This is a genomic window from Chitinolyticbacter albus (assembly GCF_024437655.1).
GTDB lineage: Bacteria > Pseudomonadota > Gammaproteobacteria > Burkholderiales > Chitinibacteraceae > Chitinolyticbacter > Chitinolyticbacter albus.
This window is the reverse complement of record NZ_JANBVF010000009.1, coordinates 101,198-120,932: the sequence shown is the minus strand read 5'-3', so window position 1 is coordinate 120,932 and position 19,735 is coordinate 101,198. Positions and strand designations below refer to the sequence as shown.

The window sequence follows — 19,735 nt, the reverse complement described above, 5'->3', positions numbered from 1 at the left end:
GGTCAGGGTATGGCGACGGTGTTCAAGAGTGCCTGGGCGGCTTCGGGGGCTGCCCGCCCGCTGGTGCGCTGAACCAGGCGGTGGCCGGCGACGCCCGGGAATACCGCCTGGACATCCTCGGGCACCACATGGTCGCGCCCGTCCAGCCAAGCCCAGGCGCGCGCCGCGGCGACGAGGCCCAGCAGCGCGCGCGGCGACAGGCCGTAGCTGAATGCCTCGGCATTGCGTGTGGCCCGCGCCAGCGCCTGCACGTAATCGAGCAGCGCCGGGGCGATATGGATGCGATCGACCGCCTGCTGCGAGGCGAGCAGCTCGGCCGGCGTGATGCAGCTGGCCAGCTGCGCCAGCATATCGCGCCGGTTGTCGCCGGCCAGCATCGCCCGCTCGGCCGCGCCGTCCGGGTAGCCCAGCTCGATCCGCATCAGAAAGCGATCGAGCTGCGATTCAGGCAGCGGGAAGGTGCCGATCTGGTGTTGCGGGTTTTGCGTGGCGATGACGAAGAAGGGCTCGGGCAAGGGGTGGCTGGTGCCATCGACAGTGACCTGGTGCTCTTCCATGGCCTCGAGCAGCGCCGACTGGGTCTTGGGGGGCGCGCGATTGATTTCGTCGGCCAGCAGCACCTGGGTGAACACGGGGCCTTGGTGAAAGCGGAAGCGACCGGAATCGCGCTCGTAGATCGAGACGCCGATCAGGTCGGCGGGCAGCAGGTCGCTGGTGAACTGGACCCGCTGGAACTTCAAGCCCAGCGTCCCGGCCAGCGCATGCGCCAGTGTGGTCTTGCCAACGCCGGGCAGGTCTTCCAGCAGCAGATGGCCACGCGCCAAGAGGCAGCAGACGGCCATGCGGATCTGGTCCTGTTTGCCGAGGATGACGTGGTTGAGCTGGGCCAGCGCGGCCGAGTAAGGATGGGGCATTACCGCTCCCTGGCGGATGGTGTTCTTGTTTGGACGGCTGGATTCTAGCTGCGTTCCGGCTCGCTGGCATCCCGCCCTGGCCGCCGCAGCGCGGGTTGCGACCAAGAGGGTCTAGAACTGCCCGCCGAACTGGATGGCGAACAGCGGAACGGTATCGAGATCATCGCGCGTGAGCAGGTTGCCGTCCGCATCCTCGGTGCTGAGCTGGCTGTTGAAGCCGGCGCCGAGGTAGACGTCGAGCTTGGAATCGCGGGTGGGTGCGTAGCCGAAGCGTAGATACACGGGAATCAGCTGTTCTTCGCCGATGCCACCCGGCGCGCCTGCGTTGTCGCCGGACAAGCGAAAGCGGAACGAGCGATACGCTCCGCCGGCTCCGACATCCCAGCGATCGCGCCGGTAACTGAGTTCCAGCCCCGCCGGCCCTGCTGGCCCGGCACTGAGGGGGTTGGCGAGCCGCCAGTGCTGGTCGATGTCCCAGTTCACCACCAGATAGGGGAAAGCGCGGGTTTCTTCGAGCGCATCGAACACACCGATGCCAAGCCCCAGCGTCAGCGCAGGCGTGATGGCCTTGCTGGCGCTGCCGCTCAGGCCCAATCCCAGCGCCTCGCTGTTGTCAGCATCGCGCTCACCGGCGTAGTTGATCGACGGGGTCAGGTTGAATTGCCAGCCGTTTTCGATCCGCAGCCCGAGATTGACCCCGACGCTGGCCCGGTGCACCGTGCCCCAGGGAGCCGCGCCACGCCAGGCCGAGGCGTCATTGAATTGCCAATCGCTGTACTGATAGCTGGCGGCAAGGCCCAACGACCAACCCTCATCCTGCGCTTGCAGGTAGCCGGCATTGAGCAGCAAGTTGTTGGCTTGGTCTTCGTGTTCGAGCTGGGCGCCCGATTGCCAGATCGGGGCAACCGACACGCGAAAACCGGCAGCTGCCACGGCGGGCAGGGCGCTGGCCAGCAACAGTGCGGCACAGCTCAATTGGGCGATGCGCCTCATGGGCTCTCTCCATGCCGGCCCATTGCCGGCTTGTTCTGGTGCGGTGGCTCTGCCTCACCCGCCCCATTTTTGCGCGTGCTCTGCGCTTGGGCTTAGACTGGCCCCTGTTTCGCGAAACAGCGTTCGGTTCCCGGGAAGCCCATGTCGGTTGCTGGTCCTACAGCCTATATCAGTCATTCAGCGTGCAGCATGCACGACATGGGTCGTGGTCATCCGGAATGCCCGGAGCGCCTGGCTGCCATTCAGGATAGGTTGATCGCCGCCGGCTTGTGGGACTTCCTGCTACATGTCGACGCGCCTGCCGCCCATCTCGAACAGCTGTTGCGCGTGCACGACGCCGATCATATAGACCGGCTCGCGGTGGTCGTTCCCGCGCGTGGCTACGCGCATCTGGATGCCGACACGGCCGTGAATCCTTATAGCTTACGGGCCGCCTATCACGCAGCGGGCGCCGGCATCGCCGGGGTCGATCTGGTGATGAACGGGCGCGCCCATAATGCGTTCTGCGCGGTGCGCCCACCGGGCCATCATGCCGAGCACGACAAGGCGATGGGCTTTTGCCTGTTCAACAATGTTGCGGTCGCGGTGGCGCATGCGATCGCCGAGCATGGGCTGCAACGTGTCGCCATCGTCGATTTCGATGTCCATCACGGCAACGGCACCGAGGACATCTTCTGCCAGAACGAGCAGGTGCTGATGGTCGGCATGTTCCAGCACCCGTTCTATCCCTATAGCGGCGACGTGCCGCGCGGCGCCAATATGCTCAATACTCCCTTGCCGCGCGGTACCACGGGGCTGCAGTTTCGCGACGCGGTGCTGGAGCACTGGCTGCCCGCGCTCGACGCCTGGGCGCCGGAGCTGATCGTGATCTCGGCGGGGTTCGACGCGCATCTGGAGGACGAGATGTCGAGCATGGGCCTGATCGAAGCCGACTACGCCTGGGTGACCCGCGAGATCATGAAGGTCGCGGAACGCCACGCCCAGGGGCGCATCGTCTCCATGCTGGAAGGCGGCTATGACCTGTCAGCGCTCGGGCGCAGCGTGGCGGCGCATATCAAGGAACTGGGCGAATTCTGAAGCCGCACCGGCACCCGCTGGCGCCGCCGCCACTGGCGCTAGAACGGCTTGGCCACCATCAGCCAGTACACCACCAAGAGGCCGCCAAAGGCCGGGAATCCGAGCACGGTCCACCAGCGCTCGTAAGTCCAGTAACGCGCTGGTAGTTCGTGCCCCTCGGCGTGCGCGGATTGCGCCATGTCGCGCATCTTCAGCTGCAGCCACACCACCGGCAGCCAGCAGGCGCCAGCGATCGCATAGAGCAGCAGCGTCAGCCCGACCCAGTTCCAGCCCAGCTCCCAGCCGAGCTGGCGCATCAGCCACCAGCCGGACAGTGGTTGGATGATCACTGCCGGCGTGGTGAACCACCAGTCGGCGCGCGCCACCCAGCGCGTGACCACCGCGATGGCCGCGACATTGCCGCTGCGGTTGGCGAAGAACATGTAGAACGCCGTGCCGAAGCCGGTGCCGAACATCAGCGTGGCCGACAGGATGTGCAGCGTCTTGATGGCGAAGTAGTCGATCATGGTTTTTCCTCCAGGACGATGAGCGCGGCCAGCGCGGCGATCAGCCCGGCATTCTTGGTCAGCGGGCCAAACGGGTGCGCCAGGTATTCGGGCAGGCAGAACGCCACGATGGTGCTGTAGCCGGCGATCAGCGCCAGCTGCAGCTGCCACAGACGCCGGCCGGGGCGCAGCAACGTCAGCACCCCGAAGCCCGCGTCGAGCAGCGCCGAGCCGACGCGCAGGGGTTCGAACAACGCAGCTGGGATGCCGCAGCCGGCCAGCAACTGGTGGCTGCCAGCCACCGGATAGACGAACAGCGAGACCCAGGCTGTCGCCAGCCAGACGAAGGCCAACCCCCCGCGCAACAGCCAGGCGACTTGCCAGCATTGCAGCGCCAGTCGTCCGGCCGGGTCGATTTCGCCGGGTGGCGCGCACAACGGGCGCCCGACGTAGGCGGCAAAGGCATTGCCATCGCCATGGCTGCCTTGTGCCAGCATGGTCAGGCTGTCGCGGCTGATCAGGCTGCCGGGCAGACGTTCCAGCAGTATCGCCAGCATGGAGCCCAGCCTGGCGGGCAGCTGCAGCGAGCAAACCCGGTCGCGGTCACCAAGCCGGCGCAGGTACAGGGCGAAGGACTGTTTTTGCGGGCCGGTCGCGATGAAGGTCTTTCCAGCGGCATCGGCTGCGTCGATCAGCCGGGCGCAACCGGTGGCGAGGTCATCGACATGGATGGGCTGGACGTCGCCACTGGCTGGCAGCAATTGCAGTGGCAGACTGCCCAGCCGGGCGAACAGCCGGCTGCTGGCCCCGTCCGCGCCATAGACGAGGCCCGGCTGCACAATGGTCCATGGCACGCCGGCCGCGCGCAGCACGGCTTCGCCGGCTGCCTTGCTGCGCCAGTAGGCGGTGGCGCCGTCGGTTGCCGCACCTAGCACGGAGATCAGCAACACTCGGCGCACGCCGGCCTCGTGGCAGGCCGCGTACAAGGCGCGTGGCGCCGTCTCGTGGATGGCGTCGAATCCGGCGCGCGGCCCGCTGCGGAAAACGCCGACCGCGTTGATCACCACGTCGAAGCCGCGCACGCGCGCCAGCCAGGTCGCAACGTCGTGGTCGACGGAAAAATCGACGGCGATGTCGGAGGCGTTGCGGGGCTGGCGCACGCCGCCCACCACGGTATGGCCCCGCGCCTCAAGTTCGGCGGCGAGGTGGCGGCCGATGAAGCCGTCTGCCCCGAGCAGCAGGATGCGGAAACTGCTCATCATTCGCTGCCCCAACGCCAGGGGTCGAGCGTGCAGGTGCCGTTCGGGCAATCGAGGCCGGCGGCCTGGCTGAGCCGGTAGCGCTGGCGGGCGAGCAAGGCATAGGCGCGAAACCAGAGCGGCTGCAGCGCGCGCAGGCGCAGCGGCCAGACCAGCCAGCCGAGCCTAGCTGCCTTGAACACCGCGCATACGGCTGCCACGCCGACATATTCCGTACCCGCTGCATCCTGCACATGCAGACTGTGCATCAGCTCCGCGCGGGTATGGCCACTTTGGGCCGCATCGAACGCCGGGTCGGCGGCGTCGACCAGCTGCAGCGCGTCTGGGGCACGGCGCCGCAGCGCGTACATGCTCTGGCTGCAGAACGGGCAGCTGCCGTCGTAGTAGGCGATCAGCATGGCAGCTCTCCTAGCGGGCGTGGCAGCGGGCAAACAGGCGATAGGCCGCGTCGGCGGGCCGGCGCACCGGCCCGAGTTCGGTGAGGCGGGCGAGGGTGGTGAGCCCGCAGGCGCGATACATGGCCCGGACCGCATCGGCCCCGATCACCCAGCCGCTGTCGTTGCGCAGGTGTAGCGCGCTACGCATTGCCTTGTCGGCAAGGCCGAGCGCGGCCGCATCAAAGCCCGCTGCATTCAAGTCCTGCCAGGCCACGGCACGCGAGGCAGCCAGCCGGCGCAACAGCCCGACTTCCAGGCGGCAGAGCAGATAACGGCTATCGAAGTAGATGGTGGTCATGGTGTGCTCCTGGTAGGTAGTAGATGGCCCGGGGACGCTGCGGTAGAGGCGCCGATTGTGATGATTCAATGCATTGCGTACTGTGCCGCCTCACTGCGATTGCGATACAGCACCAGCACGGCCCCGGCAAAGTCGCGCAGCGCCAGCTGCCCGAGCCAGTGGCTGTACCAGTTGAAATCGGTACTGACGCGATAGCCGATCTGCAGTGTCAGCCGGGTGCCGCCAGCGATCGGCGTCAGCGTGTAGTGCGTGGCTTCAAGGCCGAAATAGCGGCCGCCTAGGGTCACGTGTTCATCGAGTGCGCCGGGCGGGATGGAGTCCTTGGCGAAGCGGTAGGTCCAGCCTATCGTGCGCTCGGGCTGCCAATCGGTGACGACTTCCTCGAAATGCACGCCCTTGTGCCAGCGCACCTGCCTGACCCGCCCTTCGGGTGTGGTCACAGTCTGGCCCGAGCGCGGCTTGGGTACGCCGATGCGGTAGATGAAGGCGTCCGGCACTTCTTCCGGTGCGATCTGGCCCACGTTGTAAAGCTGTTGCCAGACCACGGCCGGTGGCGCGGCGATGTCAATGCTGACCGTGGCCGTGCCATAGGCATTCGGATCGCTACCACCGGGCAGTGCGCCAACCAGCAGCGGCAGCGCGATGAAGCTGTGCAGCACGCCGGCTTGGCGACCGCGCCAGCGCAGGAAGGCTCCCATCAGCAGGCCGCCGACGGAGCCGCCGAGGCAGAACAGCGGCAGCGCCATCACGATGCAGATCAGGCCTTCGATCAGCATCAGGCCGCTGGAGAAGGCGAACAGCGTCACCACGGCCCAGGGCATGCAGCCGTAGTACCACCAGCTGCGCTTCTCGGCATCGGCCGAGGCATACACGGTGATGGCACCGATGGCTGTTGGCGTCAGCAGCAGGAAGGCGCTCGACATCAGCTCGAACATGTCGCCCCCCCCCAACGCGTCGCCGAGTACAAACAGCGCGCGCGTCAGCAGGCCGTAGCCCACGCCCGCGAGCGCAACCATGATCAGCGATTGCACTGTGGCCCAATCGTAGGGCGGCTTGAGCCGCGCCTGCCAGGTCGCGCCGGATGGTTCAGTCATCGCCGCGCCCCAGCAGTTTTTGCACCTTGGCGCCGAGCTTGAGGATCTTCATCAAGGTCGTCGGCGGCAGGTTCTCCATTTCCTTCAGCCACGCGGTCAGCGTTTCCATGAAGTCGAGCACGTCCTGCATGCGTTGCAGCGCGGCGGCGTCGTCGACTTCGCCTTGCTCCATCACGCATTCGCGCAGGATGGTGAGCGTGGGGTCGAACTCGCGCCGCTTGCGCTCGTCGACGATGGTGCGGAACAGCTGCCACACATCCTTGCTGGTCTCGAAGTGATCGCGCCGGTCACCCAGCACGTGGACAATCTTCACGAGGCCCCAACCTTGCAGCTCCTTGAGGCTGTTGCTGACGTTGGAGCGGGCGACCACCAGCGTCTCGGCGATTTCCTCGGCATTCAGTGGCGCATCGGCGAGGAACAGCAGCGCATGGATTTGCGACACCGTACGGTTCACGCCCCAGCGTGTACCCATCTCGCCCCAGTGCAGAACGAACTTTTGCTTGACCGGTGTGAGCTGCATGATTTCCTCCGTTTCTGTTAAGACAGAAATTAATGAATTTTTAGGCGGGATGCAAGTGCGCCGTGCTGCGGACAACAAAAAAGCCACCGCAAGGGTGGCTTTTCGTCTGCTGCTGCACCATCAGGCCAATAGTTTCGTCGCCAGCCAGAACAACAGGGCCGAGAGCCCCATCGATACCGGGAGCGTGAATACCCACGCGAGCAGAATGTTGCGCACGGTGCCGCCTTGCAGGCCACTGCGGTTGGCGACCATAGTGCCGGCGACCCCGGACGACAGCACATGCGTCGTCGACACCGGCAGGCTGAAGATATTGGCGACGCCGATGGCCGCGGCGGCGACGATCTGCGCGCTCATGCCCTGGGCGTAGGTCATGCCCTGCTTGCCAATCTTCTCGCCGACGGTGAGCACCACCCGCTTCCAACCGATCATGGTGCCGACACCCAGCGCCAACGCCACGGCCAGGATCACCCAGAATGGTGCGTATTCGGTGGTGGCGGTCAGATCCTTGCGCAGGTTGTCCAGATCCTTCTTGTCGCGGCTGCTCATCTGCGGCAGCTTGCCCACCTTCTTGGCGGTGTCATCGAGGCACAACAGATAGCGACGGACCTGCGAGCGGGCATCGGGCGCGACGTCGCGGTAATCCTTGATGCCATCGAGCGCCAAGAGCAGCGCGGCGATGGTCTGCTCGGTAGTCTTGGGATCGCAGCTGAATTTCTTCGGCAGATCCACGTTGTTCGCCTTGCCCAGTGCCAGGTAGTCGGCGAGCGTCGTGGCGTTGTTCTGGTAGAACTGACGCATATGTATGGTGGCGTCGCGGGTGCGTTCGATCTGGTAGGTGGTGCTATCGAGATCGAGCACGAACTTGGCGGGCACGATACCGATCAGCACCAGCATGATCAGGCCGATGCCCTTTTGCCCATCGTTGGAACCGTGTACGAAGCTCACGCCCATGGCCGAGAGCACGAGAACCAGCCGGTTCCAGAACGGTGGATGTTTCTTGCCGTCGATCTCGCGGCGCGTCTCCGGTGTCTTGTGCATCTTGGACAGCGGCAGCAACCGCTTGAGCGCGAGCAGCAGCAGCGCGGCAAGCACAAAACCCGCCGTGGGCGAGATCACCAGCGACAGGCCAATATCGATCGCCTTCTTCCAGTTGATGCCCTCACCCAGCGGAATGCCCGTGATCAGCGCATTGGCAAGACCCACGCCCAGGATGGAGCCGATCAACGTGTGCGAGCTCGATGCCGGAATGCCGAAGTACCAGGTGCCGAGGTTCCAGATGATGGCGGCGGACAGGAGCGAGAACACCATGGCCAGGCCATGGCCGGTGTTCACGTTCATCAAGAGTTCCACCGGCAACAGATGGACGATGGCATAGGCGACGCCGACGCCGCCCAGCAATACCCCGAGGAAGTTGAAGAGGCCGGAAAACATCACCGCCAGATGCGGTGGCATCGCCTTGGTGTAGATCACGGTTGCGACGGCGTTGGCCGTGTCGTGAAAACCGTTGATGAATTCGTAGGTGAGCACGAAGGCGAGCGCCAGCACTAGGCTGATGGCGACCCAGGCATCGAGCCCGGAGAAGAGATCAAACATGTAGTGTTTTGTGTCTTTTTGATGACCGGGCGGATTATGGCAGAAAGCGCCACCTGCCGCTCTGCGGCATGCTCTGGTGGTTGGGCGGTTCTGCCGCTCATTTGCGCCAGCGCAAACGGGCGTTGGTACAAGCCGTTTCCAGAAGGTGCCGCTATATGATGAGCGCAGGTTTTCCCTGATGCGGAACAGGCGCCGGCGCTGCCAAGCTCACATCATCATCGAACACGTGGGGCCACCGCGCAGGCGCTCTGCCAGGCGGCATCCCGCGCGCTTCGGAGGAATCGCGCGATGCTCAGCGTATTTGACATCTTCAAGGTCGGTATCGGCCCATCCAGCTCCCATACAGTGGGCCCGATGCTGGCAGCGGCACGCTTTGCCGACAGCGTGCGGCGCCTGCCGGTGGCACGGGTTGCGGTCGACCTCTACGGTTCGCTGGCGCTCACCGGCCACGGCCACGGCATCGTGAACGCCATATTGAATGGGTTGGAGGGCTGCCAGCCAGCAAGCTGCAATCCGCAGGCGGTGGTATCGCGCGGCGAGGCCTTGCAGGCGGGGGCCACGCTGCTGCTGCACGGCGATCACCCGATCGGGTTCGATTGCGCGCGCGACCTGCAGCTGCACCGGCACGAATTTCTCAAACTGCACGCCAATGGTTTGCGCTTTCGCGCGTGGGACGCCGCCGGCGCGCAGCTGGCCGCCGAGCGCTACTACTCGATAGGTGGCGGCTTTGTCGTGAGCGAAGCGGAGTTTGGCCAACCCTTGCCCGAAGCGGCGGCGGTGCCATACCCGTTTCGCAGCGCGGCCGAACTGCTGGGCCATTGCCGTGCCGCGGGCAAGACCATTGCCGAGGTGGCCTGGGCCAACGAATGCGCGCTGCAGCATCCGGTTGCGGTGCGCAAGGGGCTGATCGACATCGCCCACGCCATGCACGATTGCATCGAGGCCGGTTGCCGGCACGAGGGCGTGTTGCCCGGTGGCTATGCGGTGCGCCGACGCGCGCCAGGCATCTTTCGCAAGCTGGTTGCGCTGCAGCTCGCTGGCCGGCACGACATCATGCTGTGGCCCATGCTCTACGCGATGGCGGTGAACGAGGAGAACGCCGCCGGCGGCCGCGTGGTGACGGCCCCGACCAATGGGGCTGCCGGCATCGTGCCGGCGGTGCTGCAGTACTGGCGCAACTTCGATGCGTGCGCCAGCGAGCAGGGCATGATCGATTTCCTGCTCACCGCGGCAGCGATCGGCATGCTGTACAAGATGAATGCGTCGATCTCGGGCGCTGAAGTCGGCTGCCAGGGCGAAGTGGGCGTCGCCTGTTCTATGGCGGCCGGCGCCTATTGCGCCGTACTGGGCGGCACGCTGGCGCAGATCGAGAACGCCGCCGAGATCGCGATGGAGCATCACCTGGGGCTGACGTGCGACCCGGTCGGCGGCCTGGTGCAGATACCCTGTATCGAGCGCAATGGCATCGCCGCCGAGAAGGCGATCAAGGTGGCGCAGCTGGCGCTGTTGGAGGATGGCGAACACAAGGTCAGCCTTGATCAGGTGATCGCCACCATGTTGCGTACCGGGCTCGACATGCAGCACCAGTACAAGGAAACGGCGCTGGGCGGGCTGGCGCTCACCGTCGGCGCGCCTGCCTGCTGAATATGCTTTTGACATGGAGGCGCGGCAGACATGCTGGAGAAAATGCGGTAGATTCAGCGCTGTTTGCCATGTAGCAAAGGAGTAACGGGGCCTGTCCAGTCCCCGCGTATGAGTCGACCTCGATCTTGGCGCGTCACCGCGCGCCGCGGGCTGTTGCCCGCATCCCCTTTGGCCGCTGCCTTCCTGTCAGCCGGCACCGACCCCTCCACCCGCCGGCCCTTGTGTGCTGCTGAATCGTGCGGAGGTGCGTCGTGGAAATCCTGATCCTGTTCGGCCTGATCCTGCTCAATGGCGTGTTCGCCATGTCCGAGATCGCGCTCGTTACCGCGCGGCGCGCACGTCTGGCCAAGCTCGCCGAGAACGGCGACGTGTCCGCCGCCGCTGCGATCAAGCTGGGCGACGATCCCACCCGTTTTCTTTCCACCATCCAGATCGGCATCACCTCGATCGGTGTGCTGTCCGGCATCATGGGCGAAGCCGCACTGGCTGAGCCCTTTGCCGACTGGCTGCAAACCTATGGCGTGCCGCAGCATGTCAGCGATCCGCTGGCGCTGTTTATCGTGGTGGCCGTCGTTACCTATTTCGCCATCGTGCTGGGTGAACTCGTACCCAAGCGCATCGGCCAGATGAATCCGGAGGCCATCGCCCGACTGGTGTCGCGGCCGATGGAGGGCCTGGCCTTCATCACCCGCCCCTTCGTGCTGCTGCTGTCGGTATCGACCCGGGCCGTGATGCGCGTGCTGGGCATCAAGGGCAAGGTGGGCCCCAGCGTCACCGAGGATGAAATCCACGCCATGCTGGAGGAGGGCTCCGAAGCCGGCGTGATCGAGGAAAACGAACACGCGCTCTTACGCAACGTGTTCCGCCTCGACGATCGCCAGATCGCCTCGCTGATGATTCCGCGCGCCGACATCGTTTATCTCGATCTCGACGACGAGGCGCAGGTCAACGTCGCCAAGGTGGCCGAGGCCGATTACACCCGCTTCCCGGTCTGCCGGGGTGGCCTGGCCAATGTGCTGGGCATCGTCAGCGCCAAGGATCTGTTGCAGCAGACGCTGGCGGGCAAGGCGGTCGACCTGATGCAGACGCCCTTGCGTCCGGCGGTATTCGTGCCCGAGACGCTGACCGGCATGGAGCTGTTGGAGCAGATTCGCGCCTCCGGCGTCGAGATGATCTTCGTCGTCGACGAATACGGCGAAGTGCAGGGCCTTGTCACGCTGCAGGACGTGCTCGAGGTGATCACCGGCGAGTTCATGCCGCATGACACCGAGAACGCCTGGGCCGTGGCGCGCGAGGACGGTTCCTGGCTGCTCGATGGGCTGATCCCCATCCCCGAGCTCAAGGACAAGCTCGAGCTCGCTGCCGTGCCCGAAGAGGACAAGGGTCGCTACCACACCCTCTCCGGCATGATGATGTTGCTGTTGGGGCGCCTGCCGCACACAGCCGACATCGCTACCTGGGAGAACTGGCGCCTGGAGGTGGTCGATATGGACGGCAAGCGCATCGACAAAGTCTTGGCGAGCCGCATCGTGCACGATAGTGAACCTGCGAACAGCGACGCGGTCTGAATGCGCGATGGGCCCGCAAGGCCCGCAGTCCAGTCAACGGGGGAAACCAATGAAACGCGTGATTCTGCTGATCGCGACCAATATTGCCGTGATGCTGGTGCTCAGCATCGTGGCGAGCCTCTTGGGCGTGAACCGCTACCTGACCGCCAATGGTCTCAACCTGGGCGCCCTCTTGGTGATGGCGGCTATCTTCGGTTTTGGTGGCGCCTTTATCTCGCTTGCCATCTCCAAGATGATGGCCAAGTGGAGCACCGGCGCGCAGGTGATCGAAACGCCGCGCAACCAGGCCGAGGCCTGGCTGGTGGAAACGGTGGGCAAACTGGCGCAACGCGCCAATATCCCGATGCCGGAAGTGGCGATCTACGACGGCGCACCCAACGCCTTTGCCACCGGGCCGTCGAAAAGCAATTCGCTGGTCGCCGTGTCGACCGGTCTGTTGCAGACGATGAACCGCGACGAAGTCGAAGCGGTGCTGGCGCACGAGATCGCCCACGTCGCCAATGGCGACATGGTCACGCTGACGCTGATCCAGGGCGTGGTGAATACCTTCGTGTTCTTCCTGGCGCGCGTGGTCGGCTTTTTTGTCGACTCCTTCCTCAAGCGCAACGATGACAACGCCCAGGCCGGGCAGGGCATAGGCTTCTTTGTCACCGTCATCGTCTGCGAGATCGTGTTTGGCATCCTGGCAAGCGTGGTCGTCGCCTACTTCTCGCGCCACCGCGAATACCGTGCCGACGAGGGCGCCGCCCGCATCCTGGGTACGCCACGGCCGATGATCGCCGCGCTGCAACGCCTGGGCGGACTGGAAGCAGGTGTGCTGCCGGCCAATATGGCAGCGTCCGGCATCGCCGGCGGCGGCCACGGTTTGATGGCGTTGTTCGCCAGTCACCCCAGCATTCCGGAGCGTATCGCCGCGCTGCAGACACGCGCCGGCTGAGGGATACTGTCAAGGCAAAAAGCCGGCTGTTTCGAGCCGGCTTTTTGCTGTCCAAACAGCGCTAATTACTATGAAAATGTTAGACCGGCACTGATCTCGTAAAAGTTAAGTACCGAGAAATGTCCGATATTGGTTTCTCAACAAGCCAAGGTGTCGTTTCGATTGAAAGAAGCACTGCGGGTTGCCTCCTACAACATCCACAAAGGCCTGTCGGCGCTGAACCGGCGGCTGGTGGTGCACGACGTGCGCAACGCGCTCTCGGCGCTGGCGCCCGATATCGTGCTGTTACAGGAGGTGCAGGGCGAGCATCTGGCCAAGCAGCGCCGGTTTTCCACCTGGCCTGCGGGCCCGCAGCATGAGTACCTGGCCGGCGACGAGCTGATCGCGTTGTATGGCCGCAATGCCAGCCATCGGCATGGGCATCACGGCAATGCCTTGCTATCGCGCTTTCCGGTGCGGCGCTGGGACAATCACGATCTGACGCTGCACCGTTACGAGCAGCGCGGCCTCTTGCATGCGGTGCTGGAGGTGCCGGGCTGGCAGCGCCCCTTGCACGCACTGTCGGTCCACCTGAACCTGCGCGCGGCGGACCGGCGGCAACAACTGCGGCTGCTGGCCGAATACGTGCATGCCGAAGTACCGATGACGTCGCCCATGATCCTGGCCGGGGATTTCAACGACTGGCGACGCGAGGCCACGCCGTTCCTGCATGCCGAACTCGGCCTGGCCGAGGCGTTCGAGCAGAAACACGGCTACCCCGCCAAGAGCTTTCCGGCACGATTGCCCGTGCTCACGCTCGATCGCATTTATGTGCGCGGCATGGAGATCGAGGCCGCCGATGTGCTGGCGGGCAAGCCGTGGACGATGCTGTCCGACCACGCTCCCTTGTATGCGCAGCTGCTGCGCCGCGAGGAGGGCCGATGAGCCCGCCACGGTCGCTGCAGAACTTGCGCCACTGGCGATTTCCTCCCCCGATCAAGGTGCCGTATGCCGGCGGTCACCGGGTACGCTTGCTCTACAACGGTGCCGATTTCTTTGCTCTGCTGCTCGCTGAAATCGAAATGGCGAGCCGTGAAATCTTCCTTGAAACCTATCTGTTCGAAAACGACGATATCGGCGAGCGCGTGGTTGGCGCGCTGGAGGATGCGGCGCGGCGTGGGGTGCACGTCAAGCTGCAGATCGATGGTTTCGGCGCGAGGGCGTTCGCACCAGCCTGGCAGGAGCGGCTGGCGGCGGCCGGGGCCTGGTTGCTGTTCTTTCGCCCGGACATCCGGCCGCTGTCGCTCAACCGGAGCCGCTTGCGTCGGCTGCATCGCAAGCTCACGGTGATCGACGGGCGCGTCGCCTTTGTCGGCGGCATCAATATCCTCTCCGATCAGGAGCCGGCTCCGCTACGGCTGGCGCCACGCTATGACTATGCCTTTCGCGTGGAAGGGCCGCTCTTGGCGCAGATGCACGCCGCGGCGGATCGGTTGTGGCGCCACACCGCCTGGGTGCAGTTGCAGCGGGACTGGGTGGCCAGGAGCCGCGTTCCGCTGCAGCTGGCGCCTTGCGGCGACGCGATCGCTTCGTTCGCGATCCGCGATAACCTGCGGCATCGCCACGACATCGAGCACGCCTATCTGCATGCGATCCGTCACGCTCGGCGCGAGATCGTGATCGCCAATGCCTATTTTCTGCCGGGCTACCGCTTTCGCCATGCGCTGCGCGCGGCTGCGGCGCGCGGAGTGACCGTGGTGTTGCTGCTGCAGGGCCAGGTCGATCATTTCCTGCTGCACTGGGCCACCCGGGCTTACTATCGGCGCTTTCTCCAGTCCGGCATGGAAATCTACGAGTACCAAGCCGGATTCATGCATGCCAAGGCCGCGGTGATCGACGGGGAGTGGGCCACCGTCGGGTCGAGCAACCTTGATCCATTCAGCTTGTTGCTGGCGCGAGAGGCAAATCTGTTCGTGCGTGATCCTGCAGTCGCCGAAGCGCTGCGCACCGACATCGGGCGCCATATCGCCAGCAACTCGCGGCGGATCTCGCAGGAACGGGTTTCGCGCGCCGGCCTGCTGCTACGCGGTCTCGTCTGGATCTGCTTCGGCGCGGTGCGTTTTGTGATGGGGCTGACCGGCTACGGGGGGCGACGCTATCTGGAGTGAGCGCCGACCACCGGTGCCGCATGGGTGACGAGGGTGAGCGCGAGATGCTGCGCTGCGGTGCACAATGCGACGGTCGAACGCCAAACCCGGGGAGGGCTAAATGCCACGTGTTTTTTCCATCCTGTTGTTGCTGGTGCTGCCGGTGTCGGTGCTGGCACTCGATGCGGTGCAGCCGCAGTGGGCCGACTCGGAAGGCCCTGCGTTGGGAGAGGTGGTGGAGCCGGGCAGCTTCAATCCTTATGCGCAATTGCAGGAGGACCTGCCGCCAGAGTCCGTGAGCACAACCGACGAGGCGCCACCGGCGCAGACCTTCGCGCTGGCGCCTGACGGCTCAGCCGGACCCGATGCGGTGAAGCTTTGCCGCAGTTTCTGCGAAAACGGGATTTGGAAAGCGAACTAGGCGGACTCGAAATCTGGCCTAGTCGTCCTTCTTCTGCGCCGCATGCTCACCGTATTCCAGCGTGGCGCGCAGTACGCCGCGCAGGATGTCCACTTCCTCCTGTTCCAGCCGCGTGCGCTGGAAAAGCCGGCGCAGCCGCGGCATCAGCCGCTTGGGCGCGTAGGGCTTGAGAAAGCCGATGGTCGACAGCGTGGTTTCCAGGTGAGCCAGAAATAGCTCGACGTGCTCGTGCGAAGCGTAAGTGGGCTTCTCGGCAAGCCAGCTCACATCGTCGTCCAGAGTGCTGCGCAGCTCGTAGGTCAGCACCTGCACCGCTTGCGCCAGATTGAGGCTGGAATAAGTCTGGCTGGTGGGAATGGTGACCAGACGATTGCAAAGCCGTACTTCGTCGATGGTGAGCCCGCTCATCTCGGTGCCGAACACCAGCGCCACCTCGCCACCGTGCGCGGCCTCGTTGATCAGCTCGGGCGCCAACTGGCGCGGCGTCTGCAGCGGCAATACCAGTTCACGTCGGCGCGCGGTCATCGCGACCTGGATCGTGGTGCCGGCGAGCGCCGCTTCCATGCTGTCGACGACGATGGCCGATTCGAGCAGATCGTCGGCGCTGGACGCCAGCGAACTCGCGACCGGCGACGGAAACTCCTTGGGGTTGACGAGATAAAGCCGCGACAGGCCCATGGTTTTCATGGCGCGGGCGGTCGAACCGATGTTGCCTGGGTGCGAGGTATGCGAGAGCACTACCCGGATGCGGGATAGTGCTTCGTCGTGATTCTGGGTCATGGAGATCAACCTGCGGCGGCGGCGAGCCGGGGACGGTGGAGCGGCAAAGGGGCGATTCTACCGCCGGCATCCGCGCGCTCCTAGTCGGCGATCGGTACGACGTCGTAACCGCGCTCGCTCGCAGCCGCCTGCAGCCGGCTGATGAATTCACCCTGCTTTTCCACCAGGGTGCCGATGGGCCAGGGCTGCTGCAGCAATGTTTGCGCCAGCGCCTGTGCAATCGGTCCGGCCTCGCTGCGCTCGCCATGCCAGTGGGCGACGGCATTGGCCAGCCCCCGGGATTCGGCGATGAGTTGGCGCAGCTGTGTCGTGCTGAGCTTGATGCCGGAAATGGCCTGGATCAGGTTCAGCGCCTGGATTTCGTGGCACTCGGTCATGGCCGCGCTCCGTGTGGGAATTGTCCCCTATCGTAGCGCCGGACTTGACATGGTCATGTTGAATATTGCCCGAACCTCTCAACGCCCGCCCGGTCCGTGCGGTGAGCCGGCGAGCCATGGACGTTGCGACGGGTGCGCTGCAAAGGGGTGTCGCCATGCGTGGACCCGCGCCTGGCCTGCCGCGAACGCTATTTGGGATCGGCGGCCTCGAGCGCCCAGGCCTGCAGCCACTGTGGCAGCGGGGCGGGCGCCTCGTGGTGTCCGGCCAGCGCCATCAACTCGCTGCTGGGGACCGAGCCGCCCTGTTTGCGCACGAAGCGCGCCTGGATCACGGCGGAGGCGGCGATCTCGCTGTCTTGCCAGAAGCGTTGCTGCAGGTATACCGAGCGCTCGTCCCAGCCGAGCACCGACGTTTCGATCTCGAAGCGCTGGAACAGCGTCAAAGCCTTGCGGTAGCGCATCGTCGACAAGGTCACAACCGGAAACCAGCCCGCCGCGCTGATCTTGCCGGCAAGGCCCGAGCGCAGCATCAGGTCGGTGCGCGCGAGATCGAGCAGCGTGTAGTAGCGGCCATTGTTCACGTGGCTATACAGGTCCAGATCGTTCGGCCATACGCGTAGCGCCAGCCGGCAGGGGCCCAGCAGATCGCAACGCGCTCGCCAGCGGGCGGTGAGTAGCAGCCAGATCAGCCGCAAGTACAGGTTCATCGCAATCGTGCCTCGTCGATGTTGGGGCTATCGTTATCGATAATCAGGGAGAGTGGCGTCAATCGCTGGATACGGAGGGGCTCATGTTTAAAACGGTGTTGCTCAGGCGCGAGGATGGTAACTTCGACGCCCAGCTGACCGAACTTGACGACGTGATGCTGCCCGACGGCGACGTGCTCGTTGGCGTGCATTACTCGACGCTCAACTACAAGGACGCGCTGGCAATCACCGATCGCTCGCCCGTGGTGCGCACCTGGCCCATGGTGCCAGGTGTCGACGGGGCCGGCGTAGTACTGGAATCGCACCATCCCGATTTTGTGCCGGGTGATCTTGTCGTGTTCAACGGCTGGGGTGTCGGCGAGGTGCACTGGGGGTGTCTCGCGCAGAAGGCGCGCCTCATGGGCGACTGGCTGGTGAAGCTGCCGCAAGGGTTCACCCCGCGCCAGGCCATGGCGGTGGGCACGGCCGGCTACACCGCCATGCTGTGCGTGCTGGCGCTGGAGCGACACGGGATCCGCCCGGACGGCGGCAGCGTGCTGGTAACGGGGGCGACCGGCGGGGTTGGCTCGATCGCGGTGATGCTGCTGGCTCGGCTGGGCTACCAGGTGGCGGCCCTCACCGGCAAGGCCGACGCGGGTGCCTACCTGCAGATACTGGGCGCGCGCGAAGTGCTCGAGCGCGAAGAATTCGCCCATGGCGGCAAGCCGCTGCAGCAGGAGCGCTGGGCCGCGGTGATCGATACCGCCGGCAGCCACACGCTGGCCAACGCCTGCGCCCAGGTGCGCTACGGCGGCGCAGTCGCAGCGTGCGGTCTGGCGCAGGGTATGGACCTGCCGGCGACGGTGGCGCCCTTCATCCTGCGCGGCGTTGCGCTTTACGGTATCGACAGCGTCTACGCGCCACTCGCCAGGCGCAGCGAAGCCTGGCAGCGGCTGGCCCGCGACCTCGATATCGCCGGGTTGGAGAACATCGTCACCGAGATCGGGTTGGGCGATAGTCTGGCCAAAGCGCACGACATCCTCGAAGGGCGCCACCGCGGGCGCTTTGTCGTCGACGTGAACCGGTAGCGGTTCAGGCTGCGGGAAGGCTTGCCAGATCCCAGCGCGGCTTCACGCCATAGCCATAGCCGGATACCGCGTGCTGCAAGCGCATTGCGCCTGCGTACGCGATCATCGCGCCGTTGTCGGTGCAAAGTTCCAGTGGCGGGTAAAACACCGTGTAGCGATGGCGCTGTGCCGCATCGTCGAGCGCCGCGCGCAATTGGCGGTTGGCGCCGACGCCGCCGGCGATCACCAGTCGTGTCATGCCCGTCTGCTTCAGCGCCGCCAGGCATTTCTTCTGCAACACCTCGACGATGGCTTCTTGAAAGGCCGCGCAGATATCGGCGCGCATGGTGTCGCCCAGCGGCGATTGCTCGGTGACGAGCTTGAGCACGGCGGTCTTGAGGCCCGAGAAGCTGAAGTCGAGATCGCCCGAGTGCAGCATGGGGCGCGGCAGCTTGAAGCGGCTGGCGTTGCCGGTGTCGGCGAGTTTCGATAGCGCCGGGCCGCCGGGGTAGCCCAGGCCCAGCAGCTTGGCCGATTTGTCGAAGGCTTCGCCGGCCGCGTCGTCGACCGTCTCGCCGAGCAGCTCGTACTGCCCCACGCCATGCACCGCCATCAGTTGCGTGTGACCGCCGGAGACCAGCAGCGCGACAAAAGGAAACTCGGGCTTGGGATCGGCCAGCCGAGGCGAGAGCAGGTGGCCTTCCAGATGATGAACGCCGACCACCGGCTTTTGCAGCGCGAAACCGAGCGCATTGGCGACCGATGCGCCCACCAGCAGCGCGCCGGCGAGGCCCGGCCCTTGCGTGTAGGCAATGGCGTCGATGTCGGCGAGCGCTTTGTCCGCTTCGGCGAGGCAGGCGCCCAATAGCGGCAATGCGCGGCGGATATGGTCGCGCGATGCCAGTTCGGGCACCACGCCGCCATACTCGCTATGCATGGCGATCTGCGTATGGATGCGATGCGCCAACAGGCCCGCCTCGGTATGGTAGAGTGCGATACCCGTTTCATCGCAGGATGATTCGATCCCCAATACCAGCATGCGGCGGCCTTGCGTAGGTGCGAAAACGCAACATCGTAATCCGCTATCCGGCCGCACGCAAAGAGAAGGTTTTGACATGTCCTGTTGACTGAAGGATAATCGTCGCCTTTATTCAAGTAATCTCACTTGGTTCAAACAGGATTTCGCCTCGATGCCTTCTGTACGCGTTAAAGAAAACGAGCCGTTTGAAGTTGCGATGCGTCGCTTCAAGCGCTCGGTAGAAAAGACTGGCCTGCTCACCGAACTGCGTTCGCGCGAGTTCTACGAGAAGCCGACTGCCGAACGCAAGCGCAAGCTGGCTGCAGCCGTGAAGCGCAACTACAAGCGTCTGCGCAGCCAACAGCTGCCGCCGAAGCTGTACTAAGACTCGACGCGTTCGAGTTTGAAAAGGCCGCCATCGAGCGGCCTTTGTGTCTTTGT

At 64.9% G+C, this 19,735-nt stretch carries 22 protein-coding genes; 9 read left to right on the top strand and 13 right to left on the bottom strand.

What is annotated here, in order from left to right; all coding sequences use genetic code 11:
* Positions 1–2: 2 nt before the first annotated feature.
* Both NLI84_RS07610 and NLI84_RS07605 read right to left on the bottom strand, forming a co-directional pair.
* Positions 3–914, bottom strand: a complete 912-nt coding sequence (locus NLI84_RS07610) for an AAA family ATPase (RefSeq protein ID WP_255989349.1) — start codon at positions 912–914, stop codon at positions 3–5.
* A 111-nt stretch (positions 915–1,025) separates the two neighbouring features.
* Positions 1,026–1,907: a hypothetical protein gene (locus NLI84_RS07605; protein WP_255989348.1), complete on the bottom strand. Its 882-nt coding sequence runs from the start codon at positions 1,905–1,907 to the stop codon at positions 1,026–1,028.
* Positions 1,908–2,096: 189 nt separating this feature from the next.
* Here NLI84_RS07605 and NLI84_RS07600 point away from each other — a divergent pair, with 189 nt between their 5' ends.
* Positions 2,097–2,984: a histone deacetylase family protein gene (locus tag NLI84_RS07600; RefSeq protein ID WP_255989347.1), complete on the top strand. Its 888-nt coding sequence runs from the start codon at positions 2,097–2,099 to the stop codon at positions 2,982–2,984.
* Between the two features lie 38 nt (positions 2,985–3,022).
* Here NLI84_RS07600 and NLI84_RS07595 read toward each other — a convergent pair whose 3' ends face one another.
* The 7 genes from NLI84_RS07595 to NLI84_RS07565 form a co-directional block, all read right to left on the bottom strand.
* Positions 3,023–3,490, bottom strand: a complete 468-nt coding sequence (locus NLI84_RS07595) for a DUF2269 family protein (protein WP_255989345.1) — start codon at positions 3,488–3,490, stop codon at positions 3,023–3,025.
* On the bottom strand, positions 3,487–4,728 hold the full coding sequence (locus tag NLI84_RS07590; protein ID WP_255989344.1) for an SDR family oxidoreductase: 1,242 nt from the start codon (positions 4,726–4,728) through the stop codon (positions 3,487–3,489). Before NLI84_RS07590 ends, NLI84_RS07595 begins: the two co-directional genes overlap by 4 nt.
* Positions 4,728–5,126 carry a thiol-disulfide oxidoreductase DCC family protein gene (locus NLI84_RS07585; RefSeq protein WP_255989343.1) on the bottom strand — a complete coding sequence of 133 codons (399 nt, stop codon included), beginning with the start codon at positions 5,124–5,126 and terminating at the stop codon, positions 4,728–4,730. The genes NLI84_RS07590 and NLI84_RS07585 overlap by 1 nt, the downstream gene beginning before the upstream one ends.
* Before the next feature lie 10 nt (positions 5,127–5,136).
* A complete protein-coding gene (locus tag NLI84_RS07580; RefSeq protein ID WP_255989342.1) occupies positions 5,137–5,463 on the bottom strand; it encodes a thiol-disulfide oxidoreductase DCC family protein in 327 nt (108 codons plus the stop codon).
* Between the two features lie 65 nt (positions 5,464–5,528).
* Positions 5,529–6,557, bottom strand: a complete 1,029-nt coding sequence (locus NLI84_RS07575; protein ID WP_255989341.1) for an SRPBCC family protein — start codon at positions 6,555–6,557, stop codon at positions 5,529–5,531.
* Complete coding sequence (locus NLI84_RS07570; protein WP_255989339.1) at positions 6,550–7,077, bottom strand: GbsR/MarR family transcriptional regulator; 528 nt, start codon at positions 7,075–7,077, stop codon at positions 6,550–6,552. The genes NLI84_RS07575 and NLI84_RS07570 overlap by 8 nt, the downstream gene beginning before the upstream one ends.
* Before the next feature lie 120 nt (positions 7,078–7,197).
* Positions 7,198–8,670 (bottom strand): inorganic phosphate transporter, encoded by a 1,473-nt coding sequence (locus NLI84_RS07565; protein ID WP_255989338.1) that lies wholly within the window; start codon positions 8,668–8,670, stop codon positions 7,198–7,200.
* 288 nt (positions 8,671–8,958) lie between these two features.
* Between NLI84_RS07565 and NLI84_RS07560 the strand changes: the two genes are divergently transcribed.
* The 6 genes from NLI84_RS07560 to NLI84_RS07535 all read left to right on the top strand — a co-directional run bounded on the left by NLI84_RS07560 (position 8,959) and on the right by NLI84_RS07535 (position 15,366).
* Entirely contained in the window at positions 8,959–10,314 is a 1,356-nt protein-coding gene (locus tag NLI84_RS07560; protein ID WP_255989337.1) for an L-serine ammonia-lyase, read from the top strand.
* A gap of 251 nt (positions 10,315–10,565) precedes the next feature.
* Positions 10,566–11,882, top strand: a complete 1,317-nt coding sequence (locus NLI84_RS07555) for a hemolysin family protein (protein ID WP_255989336.1) — start codon at positions 10,566–10,568, stop codon at positions 11,880–11,882.
* Between the two features lie 49 nt (positions 11,883–11,931).
* Positions 11,932–12,819 carry a protease HtpX gene (htpX, locus tag NLI84_RS07550; protein ID WP_255989335.1) on the top strand — a complete coding sequence of 296 codons (888 nt, stop codon included), beginning with the start codon at positions 11,932–11,934 and terminating at the stop codon, positions 12,817–12,819.
* Positions 12,820–12,981: 162 nt separating this feature from the next.
* Positions 12,982–13,743, top strand: coding sequence for an endonuclease/exonuclease/phosphatase family protein (locus tag NLI84_RS07545; protein WP_255989333.1), 762 nt, complete (start codon positions 12,982–12,984; stop codon positions 13,741–13,743).
* A complete protein-coding gene (gene clsB / locus NLI84_RS07540) occupies positions 13,740–14,966 on the top strand; it encodes a cardiolipin synthase ClsB (protein WP_255989332.1) in 1,227 nt (408 codons plus the stop codon). Before NLI84_RS07545 ends, clsB begins: the two co-directional genes overlap by 4 nt.
* A gap of 100 nt (positions 14,967–15,066) precedes the next feature.
* Positions 15,067–15,366: a hypothetical protein gene (locus tag NLI84_RS07535; RefSeq protein WP_255989331.1), complete on the top strand. Its 300-nt coding sequence runs from the start codon at positions 15,067–15,069 to the stop codon at positions 15,364–15,366.
* 18 nt (positions 15,367–15,384) lie between these two features.
* Here NLI84_RS07535 and NLI84_RS07530 read toward each other — a convergent pair whose 3' ends face one another.
* From NLI84_RS07530 to NLI84_RS07520, 3 genes are all read right to left on the bottom strand, one after another.
* Positions 15,385–16,146, bottom strand: a complete 762-nt coding sequence (locus NLI84_RS07530; protein ID WP_255989330.1) for an RNA methyltransferase — start codon at positions 16,144–16,146, stop codon at positions 15,385–15,387.
* An 80-nt stretch (positions 16,147–16,226) separates the two neighbouring features.
* On the bottom strand, positions 16,227–16,523 hold the full coding sequence (locus NLI84_RS07525; protein ID WP_255989329.1) for a hypothetical protein: 297 nt from the start codon (positions 16,521–16,523) through the stop codon (positions 16,227–16,229).
* A 188-nt stretch (positions 16,524–16,711) separates the two neighbouring features.
* Positions 16,712–17,230 (bottom strand): acyl-CoA thioesterase, encoded by a 519-nt coding sequence (locus tag NLI84_RS07520; RefSeq protein ID WP_255989328.1) that lies wholly within the window; start codon positions 17,228–17,230, stop codon positions 16,712–16,714.
* Positions 17,231–17,313: 83 nt separating this feature from the next.
* Here NLI84_RS07520 and acuI point away from each other — a divergent pair, with 83 nt between their 5' ends.
* Positions 17,314–18,297, top strand: a complete 984-nt coding sequence (acuI, locus tag NLI84_RS07515; RefSeq protein WP_255989326.1) for an acrylyl-CoA reductase (NADPH) — start codon at positions 17,314–17,316, stop codon at positions 18,295–18,297.
* A 4-nt stretch (positions 18,298–18,301) separates the two neighbouring features.
* On the opposite strand, the gene tsaD is transcribed toward acuI, so the two are convergent.
* Positions 18,302–19,315, bottom strand: a complete 1,014-nt coding sequence (gene tsaD / locus NLI84_RS07510; protein ID WP_255989325.1) for a tRNA (adenosine(37)-N6)-threonylcarbamoyltransferase complex transferase subunit TsaD — start codon at positions 19,313–19,315, stop codon at positions 18,302–18,304.
* Between the two features lie 151 nt (positions 19,316–19,466).
* Between tsaD and rpsU the strand changes: the two genes are divergently transcribed.
* Positions 19,467–19,679, top strand: a complete 213-nt coding sequence (gene rpsU / locus NLI84_RS07505) for a 30S ribosomal protein S21 (protein WP_148715328.1) — start codon at positions 19,467–19,469, stop codon at positions 19,677–19,679.
* Positions 19,680–19,735: the final 56 nt, after the last annotated feature.